Annotated in this window: 19 protein-coding genes; 8 read left to right on the forward strand and 11 right to left on the reverse strand. The window is 44.4% G+C overall.

Annotated elements, in window-relative coordinates; all coding sequences use genetic code 11:
* Positions 1-23: 23 nt before the first annotated feature.
* Complete coding sequence (mstX, locus tag M0696_RS15765; protein ID WP_222141938.1) at positions 24-356, forward strand: biofilm formation protein MstX; 333 nt, start codon at positions 24-26, stop codon at positions 354-356.
* Positions 353-1,336 carry a potassium channel family protein gene (locus M0696_RS15770; RefSeq protein ID WP_166848976.1) on the forward strand — a complete coding sequence of 328 codons (984 nt, stop codon included), beginning with the start codon at positions 353-355 and terminating at the stop codon, positions 1,334-1,336. Before mstX ends, M0696_RS15770 begins: the two co-directional genes overlap by 4 nt.
* On the opposite strand, the gene M0696_RS15775 is transcribed toward M0696_RS15770, so the two are convergent.
* From M0696_RS15775 to M0696_RS15795, 5 genes are all read right to left on the reverse strand, one after another.
* Positions 1,333-1,737, reverse strand: coding sequence for a YugN-like family protein (locus M0696_RS15775; RefSeq protein ID WP_248602138.1), 405 nt, complete (start codon positions 1,735-1,737; stop codon positions 1,333-1,335). The genes M0696_RS15770 and M0696_RS15775 overlap by 4 nt on opposite strands.
* A 60-nt stretch (positions 1,738-1,797) precedes the next feature.
* Positions 1,798-2,169 carry a hypothetical protein gene (locus M0696_RS15780; RefSeq protein WP_166854604.1) on the reverse strand — a complete coding sequence of 124 codons (372 nt, stop codon included), beginning with the start codon at positions 2,167-2,169 and terminating at the stop codon, positions 1,798-1,800.
* Between the two features lie 58 nt (positions 2,170-2,227).
* The gene (locus tag M0696_RS15785) at positions 2,228-3,580 is read right to left on the reverse strand and encodes a glucose-6-phosphate isomerase (protein WP_003242188.1); all 1,353 of its coding nucleotides are present in this window, start codon (positions 3,578-3,580) and stop codon (positions 2,228-2,230) included.
* A gap of 111 nt (positions 3,581-3,691) precedes the next feature.
* Positions 3,692-4,864: an iron-containing alcohol dehydrogenase gene (locus M0696_RS15790; RefSeq protein WP_166848974.1), complete on the reverse strand. Its 1,173-nt coding sequence runs from the start codon at positions 4,862-4,864 to the stop codon at positions 3,692-3,694.
* Positions 4,865-4,968: 104 nt separating this feature from the next.
* On the reverse strand, positions 4,969-6,132 hold the full coding sequence (locus tag M0696_RS15795) for an iron-containing alcohol dehydrogenase (RefSeq protein ID WP_166848973.1): 1,164 nt from the start codon (positions 6,130-6,132) through the stop codon (positions 4,969-4,971).
* 230 nt (positions 6,133-6,362) lie between these two features.
* On the opposite strand from M0696_RS15795, the gene M0696_RS15800 reads away from it, so the two are divergent.
* A complete protein-coding gene (locus M0696_RS15800) occupies positions 6,363-6,599 on the forward strand; it encodes a DUF378 domain-containing protein (protein ID WP_003220771.1) in 237 nt (78 codons plus the stop codon).
* A gap of 205 nt (positions 6,600-6,804) precedes the next feature.
* On the opposite strand, the gene yugI is transcribed toward M0696_RS15800, so the two are convergent.
* The 3 genes from yugI to M0696_RS15815 all read right to left on the reverse strand — a co-directional run bounded on the left by yugI (position 6,805) and on the right by M0696_RS15815 (position 9,060).
* Positions 6,805-7,197 (reverse strand): S1 domain-containing post-transcriptional regulator GSP13, encoded by a 393-nt coding sequence (gene yugI / locus M0696_RS15805; protein WP_124044441.1) that lies wholly within the window; start codon positions 7,195-7,197, stop codon positions 6,805-6,807.
* Between the two features lie 201 nt (positions 7,198-7,398).
* Positions 7,399-8,559, reverse strand: coding sequence for an aminotransferase (locus tag M0696_RS15810; RefSeq protein ID WP_222141940.1), 1,161 nt, complete (start codon positions 8,557-8,559; stop codon positions 7,399-7,401).
* Entirely contained in the window at positions 8,560-9,060 is a 501-nt protein-coding gene (locus M0696_RS15815; RefSeq protein WP_166848968.1) for an Lrp/AsnC family transcriptional regulator, read from the reverse strand.
* Between the two features lie 149 nt (positions 9,061-9,209).
* Between M0696_RS15815 and M0696_RS15820 the strand changes: the two genes are divergently transcribed.
* A complete protein-coding gene (locus M0696_RS15820; protein ID WP_166848965.1) occupies positions 9,210-10,031 on the forward strand; it encodes an alpha/beta fold hydrolase in 822 nt (273 codons plus the stop codon).
* Positions 10,032-10,059: 28 nt separating this feature from the next.
* On the opposite strand, the gene M0696_RS15825 is transcribed toward M0696_RS15820, so the two are convergent.
* Positions 10,060-10,320: a YugE family protein gene (locus M0696_RS15825; protein ID WP_166848962.1), complete on the reverse strand. Its 261-nt coding sequence runs from the start codon at positions 10,318-10,320 to the stop codon at positions 10,060-10,062.
* A gap of 86 nt (positions 10,321-10,406) precedes the next feature.
* On the opposite strand from M0696_RS15825, the gene patB reads away from it, so the two are divergent.
* From patB to kapB, 3 genes are all read left to right on the forward strand, one after another.
* Positions 10,407-11,570 carry a cystathionine beta-lyase PatB gene (patB, locus tag M0696_RS15830; protein WP_248602139.1) on the forward strand — a complete coding sequence of 388 codons (1,164 nt, stop codon included), beginning with the start codon at positions 10,407-10,409 and terminating at the stop codon, positions 11,568-11,570.
* Positions 11,571-11,698: 128 nt separating this feature from the next.
* Positions 11,699-12,985, forward strand: a complete 1,287-nt coding sequence (kinB, locus tag M0696_RS15835) for a sporulation sensor histidine kinase KinB (protein WP_248602140.1) — start codon at positions 11,699-11,701, stop codon at positions 12,983-12,985.
* 45 nt (positions 12,986-13,030) lie between these two features.
* Positions 13,031-13,417 carry a kinase-associated lipoprotein KapB gene (gene kapB / locus M0696_RS15840; RefSeq protein ID WP_248602141.1) on the forward strand — a complete coding sequence of 129 codons (387 nt, stop codon included), beginning with the start codon at positions 13,031-13,033 and terminating at the stop codon, positions 13,415-13,417.
* A gap of 26 nt (positions 13,418-13,443) precedes the next feature.
* Here the strand turns inward: kapB and kapD are convergent, their stop codons facing one another.
* Together kapD and M0696_RS15850 are read right to left on the reverse strand one after the other, a co-directional pair.
* A complete protein-coding gene (gene kapD, locus M0696_RS15845; protein ID WP_166848950.1) occupies positions 13,444-14,061 on the reverse strand; it encodes a 3'-5' exonuclease KapD in 618 nt (205 codons plus the stop codon).
* 75 nt (positions 14,062-14,136) lie between these two features.
* The gene (locus M0696_RS15850; protein ID WP_166848947.1) at positions 14,137-14,340 is read right to left on the reverse strand and encodes a hypothetical protein; all 204 of its coding nucleotides are present in this window, start codon (positions 14,338-14,340) and stop codon (positions 14,137-14,139) included.
* On the opposite strand from M0696_RS15850, the gene M0696_RS15855 reads away from it, so the two are divergent.
* Positions 14,243-15,451, forward strand: coding sequence for a multidrug efflux MFS transporter (locus tag M0696_RS15855; RefSeq protein ID WP_428830225.1), 1,209 nt, complete (start codon positions 14,243-14,245; stop codon positions 15,449-15,451). The genes M0696_RS15850 and M0696_RS15855 overlap by 98 nt on opposite strands.
* Positions 15,452-15,526: the final 75 nt, after the last annotated feature.

Here is a 15,526-nt window from a genome sequence, read left to right on the forward strand (position 1 = left end):
GTTTATGGAGAAATCCGTTTTATATGTTTTGTTCATTTTTTGATAAACATCACCGGAAGTGGGACATACTGTTAAAAAAAAGCACGGGTGTGATGGAAGCCATGAAAGTGACGAGTGAGGAAAGGGAACAGCTGAGCACAGCAATCGACCGAATGAATGAAGGTCTGGACGCATTTATTCAGCTTTATAATGAATCGGAAATCGATGAGCCGCTTATTCAGCTTGATGATGATACCGCCGATTTAATGAAGCAGGCTCGAGATATGTACGGCCAGGAAAAGCTAAACGAGAAATTAAATACGATTATTAAACAGATTTTATCCATCTCATTATCTGAAGAAGGAGAAAAAGAATGAAATCAAATCGGATATTTATTTCATGGCTCAGGTGGCCGTTATTTATCCGAATCGGGGTTATTATTTTATTTCTGATTCTTTTGTTTGGCCAAATCATTTATATTCTTGAGCCGAAGCAGTTCACTTCAGTGTTTGAGGGCATTTGGTGGGCTGTCGTTACGGTTTCGACTGTTGGCTACGGAGATTATGTGCCGCACACGCCGCTGGGACAGGCGGCTGGAATATTGCTGATTTTGAGCGGAGCAAGCTTTGTTACTGCATATTTCGCCACTTTATCAGCGGCCGCATTCAGCAGACAGCACCGTTACATCGAAGGAAAGGTCGCTTACAAAGGGCGCGGCCACATTATATTGATCGGGTGGAATGAAAAAACAAACCGGCTGCTGAAGGACTTGCAGCTTGCGGCTCCTTCCAAGACGGTTGTATTGATTGATGAATCCTTAAAACAAGGCCCGCTTATCGAAAACGTCCATTTTATACGCGGGCACGCTGCCGAAGATGAGACACTGAAACGGGCCAATATTACTGAAGCGGAATCAGTGATGATTACAGCCGACCAGTATAAAAGTGAAGCTGAAGCAGATATGCTGTCAGTGCTGATTCTTTTATCAGTTAAAGGGCTTAACCCCCTTGCTTACTGCATCGTCGAGATTTTGACTGACCGGTTTGTCACCAATGCGGAGCGGGCAGGCGCTAATCAAATCATCGGTACTTCAGAATTTATCAGCCGGGCGATGCTGCAGCATTACCAAATCAAAGTACGGCCGTCTAAGCAGAACGAAATCAATCTGACACTTGATCAGCATGTGAAGCTTCTTCCTGTTCCTGATAATCTAAGGGGAGCCGCTTACAAAACGTGTGTCCTCTATTTTCTTGATCACAACACAACAATTATCGGCGTACAAAAAGAGGAAGGGCCGATGATTTCCCCTCCTCTAACATACAAGGTGCTCGAAACAGATCAATTCCTTGCGATCTAATGCAGCAGAACATACTCCAATTCTTTCACAAGGGAGGCGCCGATATCCAAATACGCCGGATCAATTTCCGCGTCGCGCCTTTCCGGCTCGGAAAATTGATTAAACAGCGATTGGAACGGCCCTCCCTCGGCATAGTCGTCAAGGTCCGCCTGAAACACCTGCCTCAGCATAAACGGCGTTCCGATCCGGACGGCCGCCCCTCGTTCATCGAGACTGCCCTGAACCGCATTGACTGGAATCCTTAAAAACAAATAGCCATTTGTATCATCAATTTTATAATCAAAATAGCCGTGATCGTATTCCCAGCCGCCGTTTATCACATAACCGAGCGGCTTCATTACTTGTTCCAATTCTTGAAGCAGAAAAGACTGCCCATCTATCGCGGAAGGTATTGTAATCATCAAAAATGCCCCTTTTTCACTTATCCTGTCCTGCCGAACAAGACTTCATTCAGAGGCGAACTACATGGAAATCGTTGTTTCTTTCGTGTGGCCAGCAGAAAAGAAAGCGCATTCAATTAAAAAGTAAACAGCCATTGCCGCAGCAAGCCCTACAGCCGATTCCCATGAGATATAAACAACTGCGGCATAGAGTCCTAATTTAGTGAAAAGAGCATGAGATCTTTTTAAATTCATCATCCGGTGTACCGCATCGGTAAAAAGCGCAAGCGGCAAACCAATAAGAAGAAAGGCGTGGATAAAAAAGTGTGATAGCGTGCCGCCAAAGCTTGAAGAAAACTCTGTATACACGGCATCAAAGGAGACAAGGATACTTAGAACAACCGCAGAGAAACCGGCAATGATGAGATGTTTAACCATTTGTTTCATGAACATCAGCACCTTTCTGATTTTATAAAAAGCCGACCGGCAAATGCCAGTCAGCTTTTCCACATTAATCTTCCAGACGTTTTTCAAGCTCTGCTTTTTTCTCTTCAAAGCCAGGTTTGCCAAGCAATGCAAACATATTGACTTTATATGCCTCTACTCCAGGCTGGTCAAACGGATTGACGCCAAGGAGATAACCGCTCATCGCACAGGCTTTTTCGAAGAAGTATACAAGGTATCCAAAAGTATATGCATTCAGCTCAGGAATGTTGACGATTAAGTTCGGAACATTTCCGTCTGTATGAGCAAGCATCGTGCCTTGGAACGCTTTCTTGTTAACGAAATCTATCGTTTTTCCAGCTAAATAATTTAAGCCGTCAAGATCGTTATCCGCTTCTTCGATTGTCAGCTCATGTTTAGGTTTCTCTACATTCAGTACTGTTTCGAATAAATCTCTGCGGCCTTCCTGTACATACTGGCCTAATGAATGAAGGTCTGTTGAATAGTTAGCTGAAGAAGGATAAATGCCCTTCTCATCCTTCCCTTCACTTTCTCCGAACAGCTGCTTCCACCATTCTGCAAAGTATTGAAGCGCCGGTTCGTAGTTGATGAGCATTTCAATTGTTTTGCCTTTATTATAAAGCACATTTCGTACGACCGCATATTGGTATGCAGGGTTTTCCTCCAATTCAGATGTTGCAAAATCTTTGCTCGCATCCAGTGCGCCTTTCATCATGTCGTCAATGTTGACGCCGCTGACAGCAATCGGCAAGAGGCCTACAGCTGTTAATACAGAATAACGGCCGCCGACGTCATCAGGAATGACAAATGATTCAAAGCCTTCTTCGTTAGATAGCGTTTTTAATGCGCCGCGCTCCTTATCAGTTGTCGCATAAATCCGCGCTTTCGCTTCTTCTTTGCCGTATTTCTCTTCAAGAAGCTTGCGGAAAATGCGGAAAGCGATTGCAGGTTCAGTTGTCGTACCTGATTTAGAAATCACATTAATAGAGAAGTCAACATCTTCAAGAAGATCCATGACATCTCTCATATAAGATGAACTGATGTTGTTTCCGATGAAAATCACTTGCGGATTGCCGCGTTTTGCTTTTGGCAAAGTGTTGTAAAACGCGTGATTAAGCGCTTCAATCGCAGCCCGCGCCCCAAGGTAAGAACCGCCGATGCCGACAACAAGCAATACATCAGAGTCAGATTTGATTTTTTCCGCGCTTTTTTTAATGCGCGCGAATTCTTCTTTATCATAATGTTCAGGGAGGTCCACCCAGCCTAGAAAATCGCTGCCAGCGCCTGTTTTTTCATGAATATTATGGTGTGCTGTTTTTACAAAGTCCCGCAGGTATGTAAGTTCATGTTCGTTGAAGAAAGTCAACGCTTTTGAGTAGTCAAAGCGTACATGCGTCATTGCTTGTCCCTCCATAACGGTATAATGTTTTCATCTTTCACTTTATATGAACTTATCTGTGAAATCAAGTCAAGAAGAAAGGGCGGAATGACTGGATTCCGCCCTCTGGGTTTATAGAGACGCGCGAAGGATGGCGAGCACGTCATCTTTGTTCAGTTTTTGGAAGTTGCCGAAGCCGCCGTGTTCCATTTCTTTTGCTGCGATATCAGCAATCAGCTCAAGCTTTTCTTCTCCGATATTGTAATCGGCAAGACGGGAAGGCGCGCCGAGGCTTGTCCAGAATGCAGACAGCTTGTCGATGCCTTCAAGCGCAATTTCTTTATCTGTTTTGCCTTCAGGATCAATGTCAAACATGTTGAGCATGAGGTTTTTAAAGCGGCCGACATTTGTATCAAGCGTGTATCTCATCCAGTTCGGAAATAGAATCGCAAGTCCGCCCGCATGCGGAATATCATACACAGCTGAAACAGCGTGTTCCATTGTATGAGAAGCCCAGTCGCCAAAGTAGCCCATTTGGAGCGTTCCGTTTAAAGCGATTGTGCCTGCATACAAAATCGTTTCACGGTGCTCGTAGTTTTCCAGATCTTCAAGAAGCTTAGGAGCTGTTTCGATGACCGTCTGAAGAACCGCAAAGCACATTCTGTCCTGAAGCGGCGTGTTTTTAACATTATGGAAGTATTGTTCAAATACGTGGCTCATCATGTCAACCATGCCGTATACTGTTTGGTTTTCTGGGACAGTGAATGTATTTTCAGGATCTAAGATAGAGAAACGCGGATGAGTCACATTGCTGCCCCAAACATATTTCTCGTTTGTTTCCCAGTTTGTAATCACGGAATCAGGATTCATTTCAGAACCTGTCGCAGCAAGGGTTAAAACAGTTCCGAACGGCAGCGCACTTTCTGCTGTTACTTTTTTGCTGAAAATATCCCAAGCGTCGCCGTCGTATTTTACTCCGGCAGCAATCGCTTTTGTGCAGTCGATGACACTTCCCCCTCCGACAGCAAGCAGAAAATCAATGTCATGCTCTCTGCATAGGGCTATGCCTTTTTCAACTGTCGCAAGACGCGGGTTCGGCTCTACACCTGACAGCTCATGAACAACAGCGCCTTCTTCTTTTAAAATGCCTGTAACTTGATCATAGAGGCCGTTACGTTTAATGCTGCCGCCGCCGTAGACAAGCAGCACATTCTTGCCGTATTGTTTTAATTCTTTTCTTAATTGTTCAATCTGACCTTTTCCGAAGATCAGCCTCGTCGGATTATAATAAGTGAAATTTTCCATTGTAAAACCTCCAAAATGATGCTGGTAAAAAACAGATTTTCCATTGTAACATAAGTAGACAAAAAGAAAAAGGGAAGCAGCCTTACGGCTGTTTCCCCTTTTTTTTATAGAGATGCTTTTAAAATGGCAAGCACATCTTCTTTGTTAAGCGATTTAAATTGGCCGAATGTACCGTTAGCCATAGCCTTGTCAGCAATTGTATCAAGCTGCTCATCATTGATATCATAATCAGCAAGACGGTTCGGAGCGCCAAGGCTTGTCCAAAATGCAGACAGCTTATCGATACCTTCAAGTGCGATTTCTTCATCGGTTTTACCTGCTTCTTCAACGCCAAACACGCGAACTGCAAGCTGTTTCATGCGGGCAGGGTTTTCAGACAATGTGTGTCTCATCCAGTTCGGGAACAGAATCGCCAGTCCGCCGGCATGCGGAATGTCATAAACGGCTGATACTGCATGTTCAATATTATGAGTTGCCCAATCCCCTCTTGCACCCATAGAAAGCATGCCGTTTAATGCAATTGTTCCTGTGTATAGGATCGTCTCACGCAATTCGTAATTTTCGAGATCATCGATCAGCTTAGGTGCTGTTTCAATGACTGTGCGCAGAAGTGATTCACACATACGGTCCTGATACGGCGTGTTTGATACATGATGGAAGTATTGTTCGAATACGTGGCTCATCATGTCAACCATACCGTAGATCGTGTGATTTTTAGGAACGGTGAACGTATTCACCGGATCAAGAATAGAAAATTTAGGGAATACGAGCGGGCTGCCCCAGCCGTATTTTTCTTTTGTTTCCCAGTTTGTAATCACCGAGCCTGAGTTCATTTCAGAACCAGTTGCAGCGAGAGTCAGTACAGTTCCGAATGGCAAAGCATCCTTCGGCTGATGTTTTTTCGTGACGATATCCCACGCATCACCATCATACTTCGCTCCTGCGGCAATCGCTTTTGTACAGTCGATTACACTTCCGCCTCCGACAGCCAGCAAGAAATCAATGTTGTGTTCTTTGCAGATGGCAACACCTTTATTAACAGTCGACACACGCGGATTCGGTTCTACACCTGCTAATTCATGCACGGTCACTCCGGCTTTATTTAGCTGTTCTATCACTTGATCATACAGACCGCTGCGTTTAATACTTCCGCCTCCGTAGATAAGCAATACGTTTTTCCCGTAAGGTTTGAGTTCCTCCGGAAGTCTTTCCACTTCTCCGCGCCCGAAAATTAATTTGGTCGGATTCCAGTATGTAAAGTTTTGCATGACATCTCCTCCTTAGATTTTTTATTATGCAGAATGTCCTCACTACATGTAAAGCAATCAGCTCTCGCCGGTCAACATATCGCATGGTTTTATATGGCAAGATGCTGGGAAAGAAACTGATATAGGTGAGGGCAGACAAGTTTCCCTCAATATGGAGAATGCATGTATAGATTCTCCAATATGTCACAATCTATAACTGTTTTAATAATTCATGGAGGAGGTTGCAAAACATGAGTACCATTCAGAGAATTTGTCTTGTTTTAACAATCATTGGCGCTATTAACTGGGGACTGATCGGATTTTTCCAATTTGACTTAGTAGCGGCCATCTTCGGCGGCCAAGGGTCAGCTCTTTCCCGCATTATTTACGGACTTGTCGGAATCGCCGGCTTAATCAACCTCGGTCTGCTGTTTAAACCAAACGAGGAAAGATCACGTGAAGAGGCAGCAAATCCTGAAATGCGATAGGATAAAAAAGCACCGAACATTCCTGTCCGGTGCTTCAGCGAGTTGACAAACCTTCGCATTCGTTGTCAGGTCTGTGCGTCGGTGCTCACGAATTGTACATTCGCTGTGCTCCAATGCTCGCCCTTCCTAGACTTCAAAGGTTTTCAATCATGCTGAAAAAAGAAACAAAAGCACCGGACATTCCTGCCCGGTGCTTTTTTCATGCTTATTTTTTGATAAGGTCTTTACGGTTGGACATTTCGATCCACTCTTCAAGCTTATCTTTTAATGTGTTGAAACCTTGTGGTGCAGAAGCTTCTTCGCTTACTTGCGCAGCTTTAGGTCTTCTTGGTTTGCTTTCTTTTTTCTCAGGCGCAGCTTGTGTCGCACGAATTGAAAGGCTGATTTTTCCTTTTTCTTCATCAACAGCAAGTACTTTTACTTGTACTTCGTCGCCCACTGAAAGGTGCTCGTTGATATCTTTTACGAAACCGTGAGTCACTTCAGAAATGTGTACTAAACCTTGAGTTTCTTCATCTAATGCAACAAACGCACCATACGCTTGTAATCCTGTAACTTTACCAGTGTAAACACTGCCCACTTCAAATTTTGCTGCCATTCATAACAACTCCTAAGTTAAATTAAATATCTGTTTATACGCAATTTAAAATTATATCACACATGTCTTATTTCCGCAAAGAAAACTTTTTTATAAAAAAACAGGTTTATGCACAGCAAAAAGGGGGTAAACTGAAAATACCAAAGGCTTTCTAGTATTCCCCCCTTTTATTGGATGCGAACAAAAGGTTCGTATCTTTTTTTATGTTGTTTTATGCAGGAAGCGTTTCATTCTAACTAACGCTTCTTGAAGCTGCTCGATCGAGGTTGCGTATGAACAGCGGATGTACCCTTCACCGCTCGGACCAAACACACTTCCCGGAACAACAGCCACTTTTTCCTGCGTCAGCAGCTCTTCGGCAAACTGCTCCGAGCTCATTCCCGTGCTTTTGATGGATGGAAAAGCATAGAAAGCGCCGCCCGGATGATGACAGCTGAGGCCGATTTCATTGAGCGTTTCCACAAACAAATTCCGTCTTCTTCGGTAGCTTTTTTTCATTTTTTCTACGTCTTCCATGCCGTTCTTCAATCCTTCTAAGGCCGCAAACTGCGCCATTGCCGGCGCGCACATCATCGCATACTGGTGAATTTTAAGCATGGCATCCCGAAGCACAGGTGGTGCTGCGGCAAAACCAAGCCTCCAGCCCGTCATCGCGAACGCTTTTGAAAAGCCTGAGATGACAACCGTCCGTTCCTTCATTCCCGGCAATGCTGCTATGCTTGTAAATTCCTCATCATATGTCAGCTCGGCGTAAATCTCGTCAGCTAAGACGATGACATCATGTTTTTTGGCAAACTCAGCAATTTCATTCAGCTCTTCCTTCGAATAAACCGAACCTGTCGGATTCGATGGCGAGCAGATGAGAATGGCTTTTGTTTTTTCAGTGACCGCCGCTTCAAAATCCGCAGCCGTTGCTTTAAAGCCTTTGTCTGCCGTTGTATGGACATGAACCGGGATTCCGCCTGCCAAAGAAACAAGCGCATCGTACGCCACAAAACACGGCTCAGGAATGATGACTTCCTCACCTGGATTTACAATGGCGCGTATCGCAATATCCAAAGCCTGACTTGCCCCTACTGTCACAATCAGCTCATTGTCTGGCGAGTAGCTAAGGTCAAACCTGCTGCTTAAATAACGGCTGATTTCCTCACGCAATGAGTATAAACCGGCATTTGCAGTGTATGACGTATACCCTTGTTCAAGGGAGAGAATGCTTGCTTCGCGGACATTCCATGCGGTAACAAAATCAGGTTCGCCGACGCCTAAAGAAATGACGCCTTCCATCGTTGCCGCCAAATCAAAGAATTTGCGAATGCCGGACGGCTTTATTTGTTGTACATAGTCAGATAAATACGAAGCCATTTACGGTGACACCACGATTCTTTTGTCGTCGTCTCCTGTTTCAAACACTTTGCCGTCATGCTTGTATTTTTTCAGGATAAAATGAGTTGTTGTAGATACAACTGAATCTAGTGTGGACAGTTTATCTGAAACAAAACGCGCAACGTCAGACATCGAATTGCCGCGAATCACGACAGACAAATCGTATACGCCTGACATCAGGTAAACTGATTCAACCTCTTGGAACCGGTATATCCGTTCCGCCACTTCATCAAAACCGACTCCCCGCTTCGGCGTTACTTTGACATCAATCATGGCTGTGACGCCTTCATGCCCGTCGACTTTTCGCCAGTCAATCATAGCGGAATAATCGATGATAACCTTTTCTTTTTCCAGTTTATCAATAATTGCTTGTACTTCATTTACAGGGATGCCCGCCATCTTTGCGATTGTTTCTAAATCGGCGCGGCTATTTTCGTCTAAAATTTCTAATATTTCTGTTTCTTTTTCTGTCAATTTCATTTGAATTCACACCTTTGCAATGTCAAGAAATCTCATGACATTATATCACGTTTTTTGACGAATGCTAAGAAAAAACGAGGAGAAACTTCCGCTAGAATTGACAATTTCAGGGCACAATACAGACATCACATGAAAGGGAGTGACACAGAATGGAGGCGGTCTCACCAATAAGGCGGCATACAGTCAATGGCGTAAATGTATACTACGAACATTATCAAAATCCGGGCAGGCAAACACTTGTCTGCGTACACGGCTTTTTATCGTCTGCTTTCAGCTTCAGAAAAGTCATCCCTCTTCTTCGGGACAGGTACGACATTATCGCACTTGATTTGCCTCCTTTCGGCCAATCTGAAAAATCGAAAACATTTATCTATACCTATCAAAACCTCGCGAAGCTCGTCATTGGGATTTTGGAACACTTGCAAGTCAAACAGGCTGCACTTGTCGGCCATTCTATGGGCGGGCAGATTTCGCTGGCTGCTGCTCTCCAAAAGCCGGAGCTTTTTTCAAAGGTTGTGCTGCTTTGCAGTTCAGGGTATTTAAAACGTTCGCACCCATCAGTCATTTTCGGGACCCACCTCCCGTATTTTCATCTTTATATCAAACGCTGGCTCTCAAAAGAAGGCGTGATGAAAAATTTATTAAATGTTGTGCATGACAAATCGCTGATTGATGAGGAGATGATTGACGGCTATGGCAGGCCGTTTCAAGACGAGCAGATTTTCAAAGCCATGACAAGGTTTATCCGCCATAGAGAAGGAGATTTAGAACCCGAGCAATTAAAGAAAATGAACAAGCCTGCTTTATTGATTTGGGGCGAGGAGGACCGAATCGTCCCTGTGGAGATTGGTAAACGGCTGCACGGAGATTTGCCCGATTCCGTGCTGTACTCACTCGGTCAGACTGGACATCTGGTGCCTGAGGAACGGCCTGAAATCGTTTCCGAACACATTGCAGAGTTTATCAAATAACAAAAAAACCGGTGCTGAACCGGTTTTTTTAAGGCGTACAGGAGCTGCTGTTTTTAATGAATAAAAGCTGGCCAGCCACTTCCCGGCAGCTGTCAATCGGCAGCATTTGTTCAAAGGAAACTTCAAATATATGCTGAATGCTTTTCGCCAGCGCCTCGGGATCGTCTTCATCATAGACGGCCTGAACGACATCAACAGCCTCCGTTTCGTAAAACTCTTCTCCATATTTAAACGGGTCCCATTTGGAAATAATCTTGATCATTTCCCTGACCGCTTGACTTTCTTCCATATTCATCACCGCTTATAATATAATTTGCAGTTCAATTTTATCATAGTTACGTGAAGAAGAATAAACCTACATGAGGGGGTAACAGAATGAACTTTGATAAACGAGAAGAACGCCTTGGCACCCAATCGGTCAAATGGGACAAAACAGGCGAATTATTCGGCGTGACAGACGCACTCCCGATGTGGGTGGCGGATATGGATTTTCGCGCGCCGGAAGCGATAACTGAAGCATTAAAAGAGCGCCTCGACCACGGGATCTTCGGTTATACGGCTCCAGACCAAAAAACGAAGGATGCTGTGTGCGGATGGATGCAAAACAGGCACGGCTGGAAGGTGAACCCAGAAAGCATCACATTCAGCCCGGGCGTTGTCACAGCTTTGAGCATGGCGGTACAGGCTTTCACGGAGCCTGAAGACCAAGTGGTGGTCCAGCCTCCTGTCTATACGCCTTTTTACTATATGATTGAGAAAAACGGCCGGCGCATTTTACATAATCCGCTGCAAAAAAAAGACGGCACGTATGCAATGGATTTTGAAGATTTAGAGACGAAGCTTAGTGATCCAAGCGTCAAATTGTTTATTTTATGCAATCCTCATAACCCTTCAGGGCGTTCATGGGGACGGGAAGATTTACTGAAGCTTGGCGAATTGTGTCTTGAGCATGGGGTCACAGTTGTATCGGATGAAATCCATTCCGACCTGATGCTGTACGGACACAAACACACGCCGTTCGCTTCTCTCTCTGACGAATTTGCTGAGATTTCTGTGACATGTGCTGCACCAAGCAAAACATTTAATATCGCCGGATTACAGGCGTCGGCCATCATTATACCGGATCGGCTGAAGCGCGCTAAGTTTTCCGCAAGCCTGCAGCGCAATGGTTTAGGCGGATTGAATGCATTTGCCGTCACAGCGATCGAAGCAGCTTACTCTAAATGCGGACCGTGGCTCGATGAATTGATCTCTTACCTTGAGAAAAACATGAACGAAACTGAAGCCTTTTTGAGCACCGAGCTGCCGAAAGTTAAAATGATGACTCCGGATGCATCTTACCTGATCTGGCTCGACTTCAGCGCTTACGGCTTGTCCGACGCTGAGCTTCAGCAAAGGATGCTAAAAAAAGGAAAAGTTATACTAGAGCCCGGGACAAAATACGGGCCTGGCGGAGAAGGATTCATGCGCCTGAACGCGGGATGCACTCTCGAAACCTTGCAGGACGGCCTGCGCCGTATCAAAGCTGCATTAGCGTAAAATATAGCCTGTTAAACGCCTTTACGTCTTCATTCGTAAAGGCGTTCTTTATAAAGGAATTTTATATTTTACTTCTAATATTTAGTGTTATAATAGATTCATATTTTATACGAAAGGATTTCACACGAATGGAAATTCTAAAAGACTATCTCCTGCATATCTGCTTTATTTTGTTTCCTATTCTTCTCTACCAAGTGTTTTGGCTTGGAAAGCCGGCGATCCTTGTGCCCAAAATAAACAACGGGTTGGTCACGTTATTCGCCTGCGGCGCCTCCGTTTTATGCATTATATTTCCTATTCATGAAATGGACTACATACAATACGGCCTTCAGATGATTCCCGTTATCATTTGTTTATTTTACATTAGTACTGCTTCCGGGCTTACAGTCGCCGCAACTGTCTTATGTTTTGAACTGCTGTTTTACGAACCTTCCGCAATGTTTGTTTTCACTTTGCTGCCTTTTCTTATCATCATCCCAATCTTATTTCAGAAAAAATGGCCATTCATGTCCAAAGCGAAAAAACTGCTGCTGTCTTTGTTGCTCAGCTGCTTGGAGATTTCCCTATTTTTCGCCTCCAGTTGGATTTTTACTGCCTTGAATATTTTAAATTTTCAAAAATCAGGAATTTTACTTTATGAGGCAGCTGTCTCAGGAGTGTTCCGCTCCAGCGTTCTTCTTTTAAGTATCTATATTATAGAAAGCATCGCCGAAAATATCGCCCTGCGTTCACAGCTTATCCATTCAGAAAAAATGACGATTGTGAGTGAACTGGCAGCGAGCGTCGCTCATGAAGTCAGGAATCCGCTGACAGTTGTCCGCGGGTTTGTCCAGCTGCTTTTTAATGACGAAACCCTTCAGAACAAGTCGAGTGCGGATTACAAAAAGCTTGTACTGTCAGAGCTTGACCGGGCGCAAGACATTATTACAAACTATCTCGATATGGCCAAACAGCAATTGTATGAAAAAGAGGTTTTTGATTTATCGGCTCTTATCAAAGAGACAAGCTCCCTTATGGTGTCGTATGCCAATTACAAGTCTGTGACCGTCGAGGCTGAAGCAGAGCCGGGCCTTTTTATATACGGAGACGCAACAAAACTGAAGCAGGCTGTCATCAACCTGATGAAAAACAGCATTGAAGCGGTTCCTCACGGGAAGGGGATGATCCACATATCAGCCAAAAGAAGCGGCCATACGATTATGATTAACATAGCGGATAATGGAGTCGGCATGACAGACAATCAAATGCAAAAACTCGGCGAACCTTATTACTCATTAAAATCAAACGGAACGGGACTCGGGCTCACTGTAACCTTTTCAATTATTGAACATCATCACGGGACCATTTCATTTAGCAGCAGCTTCCAAAGAGGCACCACGGTGACAATTAAGCTTCCCGCTGATCTTCCTCACTAGCAAATCGCTTGGAACTTTTATAGAATAAATGCGAGGTGATGACAGATGAGTACGTTTGAGACTGGTTCTATCGTTAAAGGATTTTACAAAACAGGTGTATACATAGGAGAAATTACGGCTAGCAGGCCGCAGCATTATTTAGTGAAAATCAAAGCGGTTCTTACCCATCCCGCTCAAGGAGACCTTCATCATCCAAAACAGGCGGATGTGCCGTTTTTTCATGAGAGAAAAGCGCTCGCATACGGCGAACAGACCAATATCCCCCATCATATGGTGAAGCCTTATGACGGTGAAGTGCCGGATTATGCCGAGTCTTTGCGGGAGGCGGCAGCAAAGCTGAGAGCCAAATTGAATGAGGATGGTTCGGAGTGGGCAAAGCGCTCCCTTAATAATCTGGACGTTTTAGAAAAAGAATATTTTAATCGGCCATAACCCAGTCTGACAAAAGATTGGGTTTTTTACGTCGCGCGCTTGAACAGTTCGGATAAATCGACTCTTTCGCCGATTGTCGGCGGTTTTGGTTTTTCGAGATACTGCTTATCCTGCTCAACAAGCTTAAAAAGCTTATGTGCTGTAAGAGCATCATCAAGCGCTTTATGATGGGTGCCTGTTCCGGAATCTCCATACTCTTCGGCAGCTTTCCATAAACCCGTTAGTGTCCGGTCTCCAAAAAAGTTTTTGTATTCAAGCGACAAATCTCTCATTTCTCCTTTAAATGGGAAAGGAATATGGTTAAACATACAGTTTTGCTTCAGGACTTTCATGTCCATGTTTCCCCACGTAATAATCGTGCTGTTTTTCTCAGGGTCAAGCTCGTTTAGTTTACGGATGAAATCTTCGAACCTCATCCCCTCGTCTACCTGCTTTTGAGTAATTTTTAAAAATGATTTGCAGCGTTTCGTCAGCTTCGGGAATTTTTTCGGTCTGACATAGCTAGAAAACGTCTCAACTACTTCACCATCAACCGACTTTACAATTCCAGCTTCAATGATTTCCGGAAAAAAGTTTTGCGGGCTGTACTTTCCCTCGGGCATCGTAAATTCGAAATCAATAATGAGTAAGCTGTTTGTCGTCACCTTTTTACACCTGCCTTTCCTCCGATCAGAAAATGCTATCTTTATAGTATATCAATTCCCCTTCTCGACCTTTCTTCATTTTCTAAAAATAATGAAATTTCCCAGCCGCTTTGTTTCTTTTAAATTATGAATCGTTTCTTTATAATTAGTAAGGAACCCGAAATAATAAGAAGGTGATGTTATTTCTATCCGTAAGAAAAACTTTGTCATTGTGTGGCTGGCCAACTTTTTTGTCTCTGCCAGCACAACGATGATTATTCCTTTTCTCTCCTTATACATTGAGACGCTCAGCACTTTTTCAAACAGCTTTGTGCAAAGGTGGAGCGGCTATGTGTTCGGCATTACATTTCTCATGGCGTTTTTGGTATCCCCGTTTTGGGGGCGGTTCGGAGACAAACGCGGATACAAGAAAATCCTTATGGCAACCGGAACGGGCATTGCCCTCAGCATTTTATTAATGGGCTTTGTGACATCGGTGTACCAATTGTTTTTCCTTCGTATGGCAATGGGGCTTGTAACCGGATTCATCCCGACGTCTCTTGCGATGATTTCGGCACAGACCCAGAAGAGCTCAGCCGGCAAAACACTCGGTACGCTTCAAATGGGGCAAGTGTCCGGAAGCTTGTTCGGTCCGCTTTTGGGAGGCATGCTTGCTGACCGTTTCGGCTTTACGTATACCTTTTTTATCACATCCTTTGTGATTTTCTTATCTGTTCTTCTCGTGTTATTCGGCGTCAAAGAAAAGCCTCTTGCAGAAAAGACAGCCAAACGTACGTCTTACTCGAGAAAAGAAGTGCTCTCCTATATTTTTCACCAGCCGGCGCTTTGGGTCATGATGCTGTTAACCATGCTGATTCAAACAGGCAATTTCAGTATCCAGCCGCTGCTCGCTTTATATGTAAATGAGCTGCACGGACCTGTCAATCTGGCCTTTTTCTCTGGCATGGCATTTTCAGCAACGGGACTCGGAAGTTTGCTGCTGGCTAGAAAATGGGGGGATCTGGGCGACCGCTATGGCCATCGCCGCATTTTAATCGGACTTTTACTCGCCGCCTCTTTCTTTTTTATTCCGCAGGCGCTTGCGTCCTCACTCAGCGTGCTCCTTGTTTTCAGATTTTTATTTGGAATGGCGATGGGCGGTTTGCTGCCATGCATCACTGCAGCCATCCGCGTTCAGGCCCCTGGAAGCATTCAAGGAGAAGTTCTCGGCTACAATGTCAGCTTTCGCTTTTTAGGAAACGTGCTCGGGCCTCTTCTGGGCGGAATCATATCGAGCCATTTTACAATTTCGGCCGCCTTTTATGTCACAGCGTTTCTCTTTTTCGCCGGCGCCTGCATGCTTTGGGTCATGCAGAAATTCCGGAAAGATTCTTATGCCAAAGCTAGCTGATTCTCAGAAAAAACTGAGGATACTTCTAAATTTAACCTTCTCGTAAACTCAAAAGAATGGTACGATATGGCTAGA

The sequence above is a fragment of the Bacillus rugosus genome, assembly GCF_023238245.1.
Classification (GTDB): domain Bacteria; phylum Bacillota; class Bacilli; order Bacillales; family Bacillaceae; genus Bacillus; species Bacillus rugosus.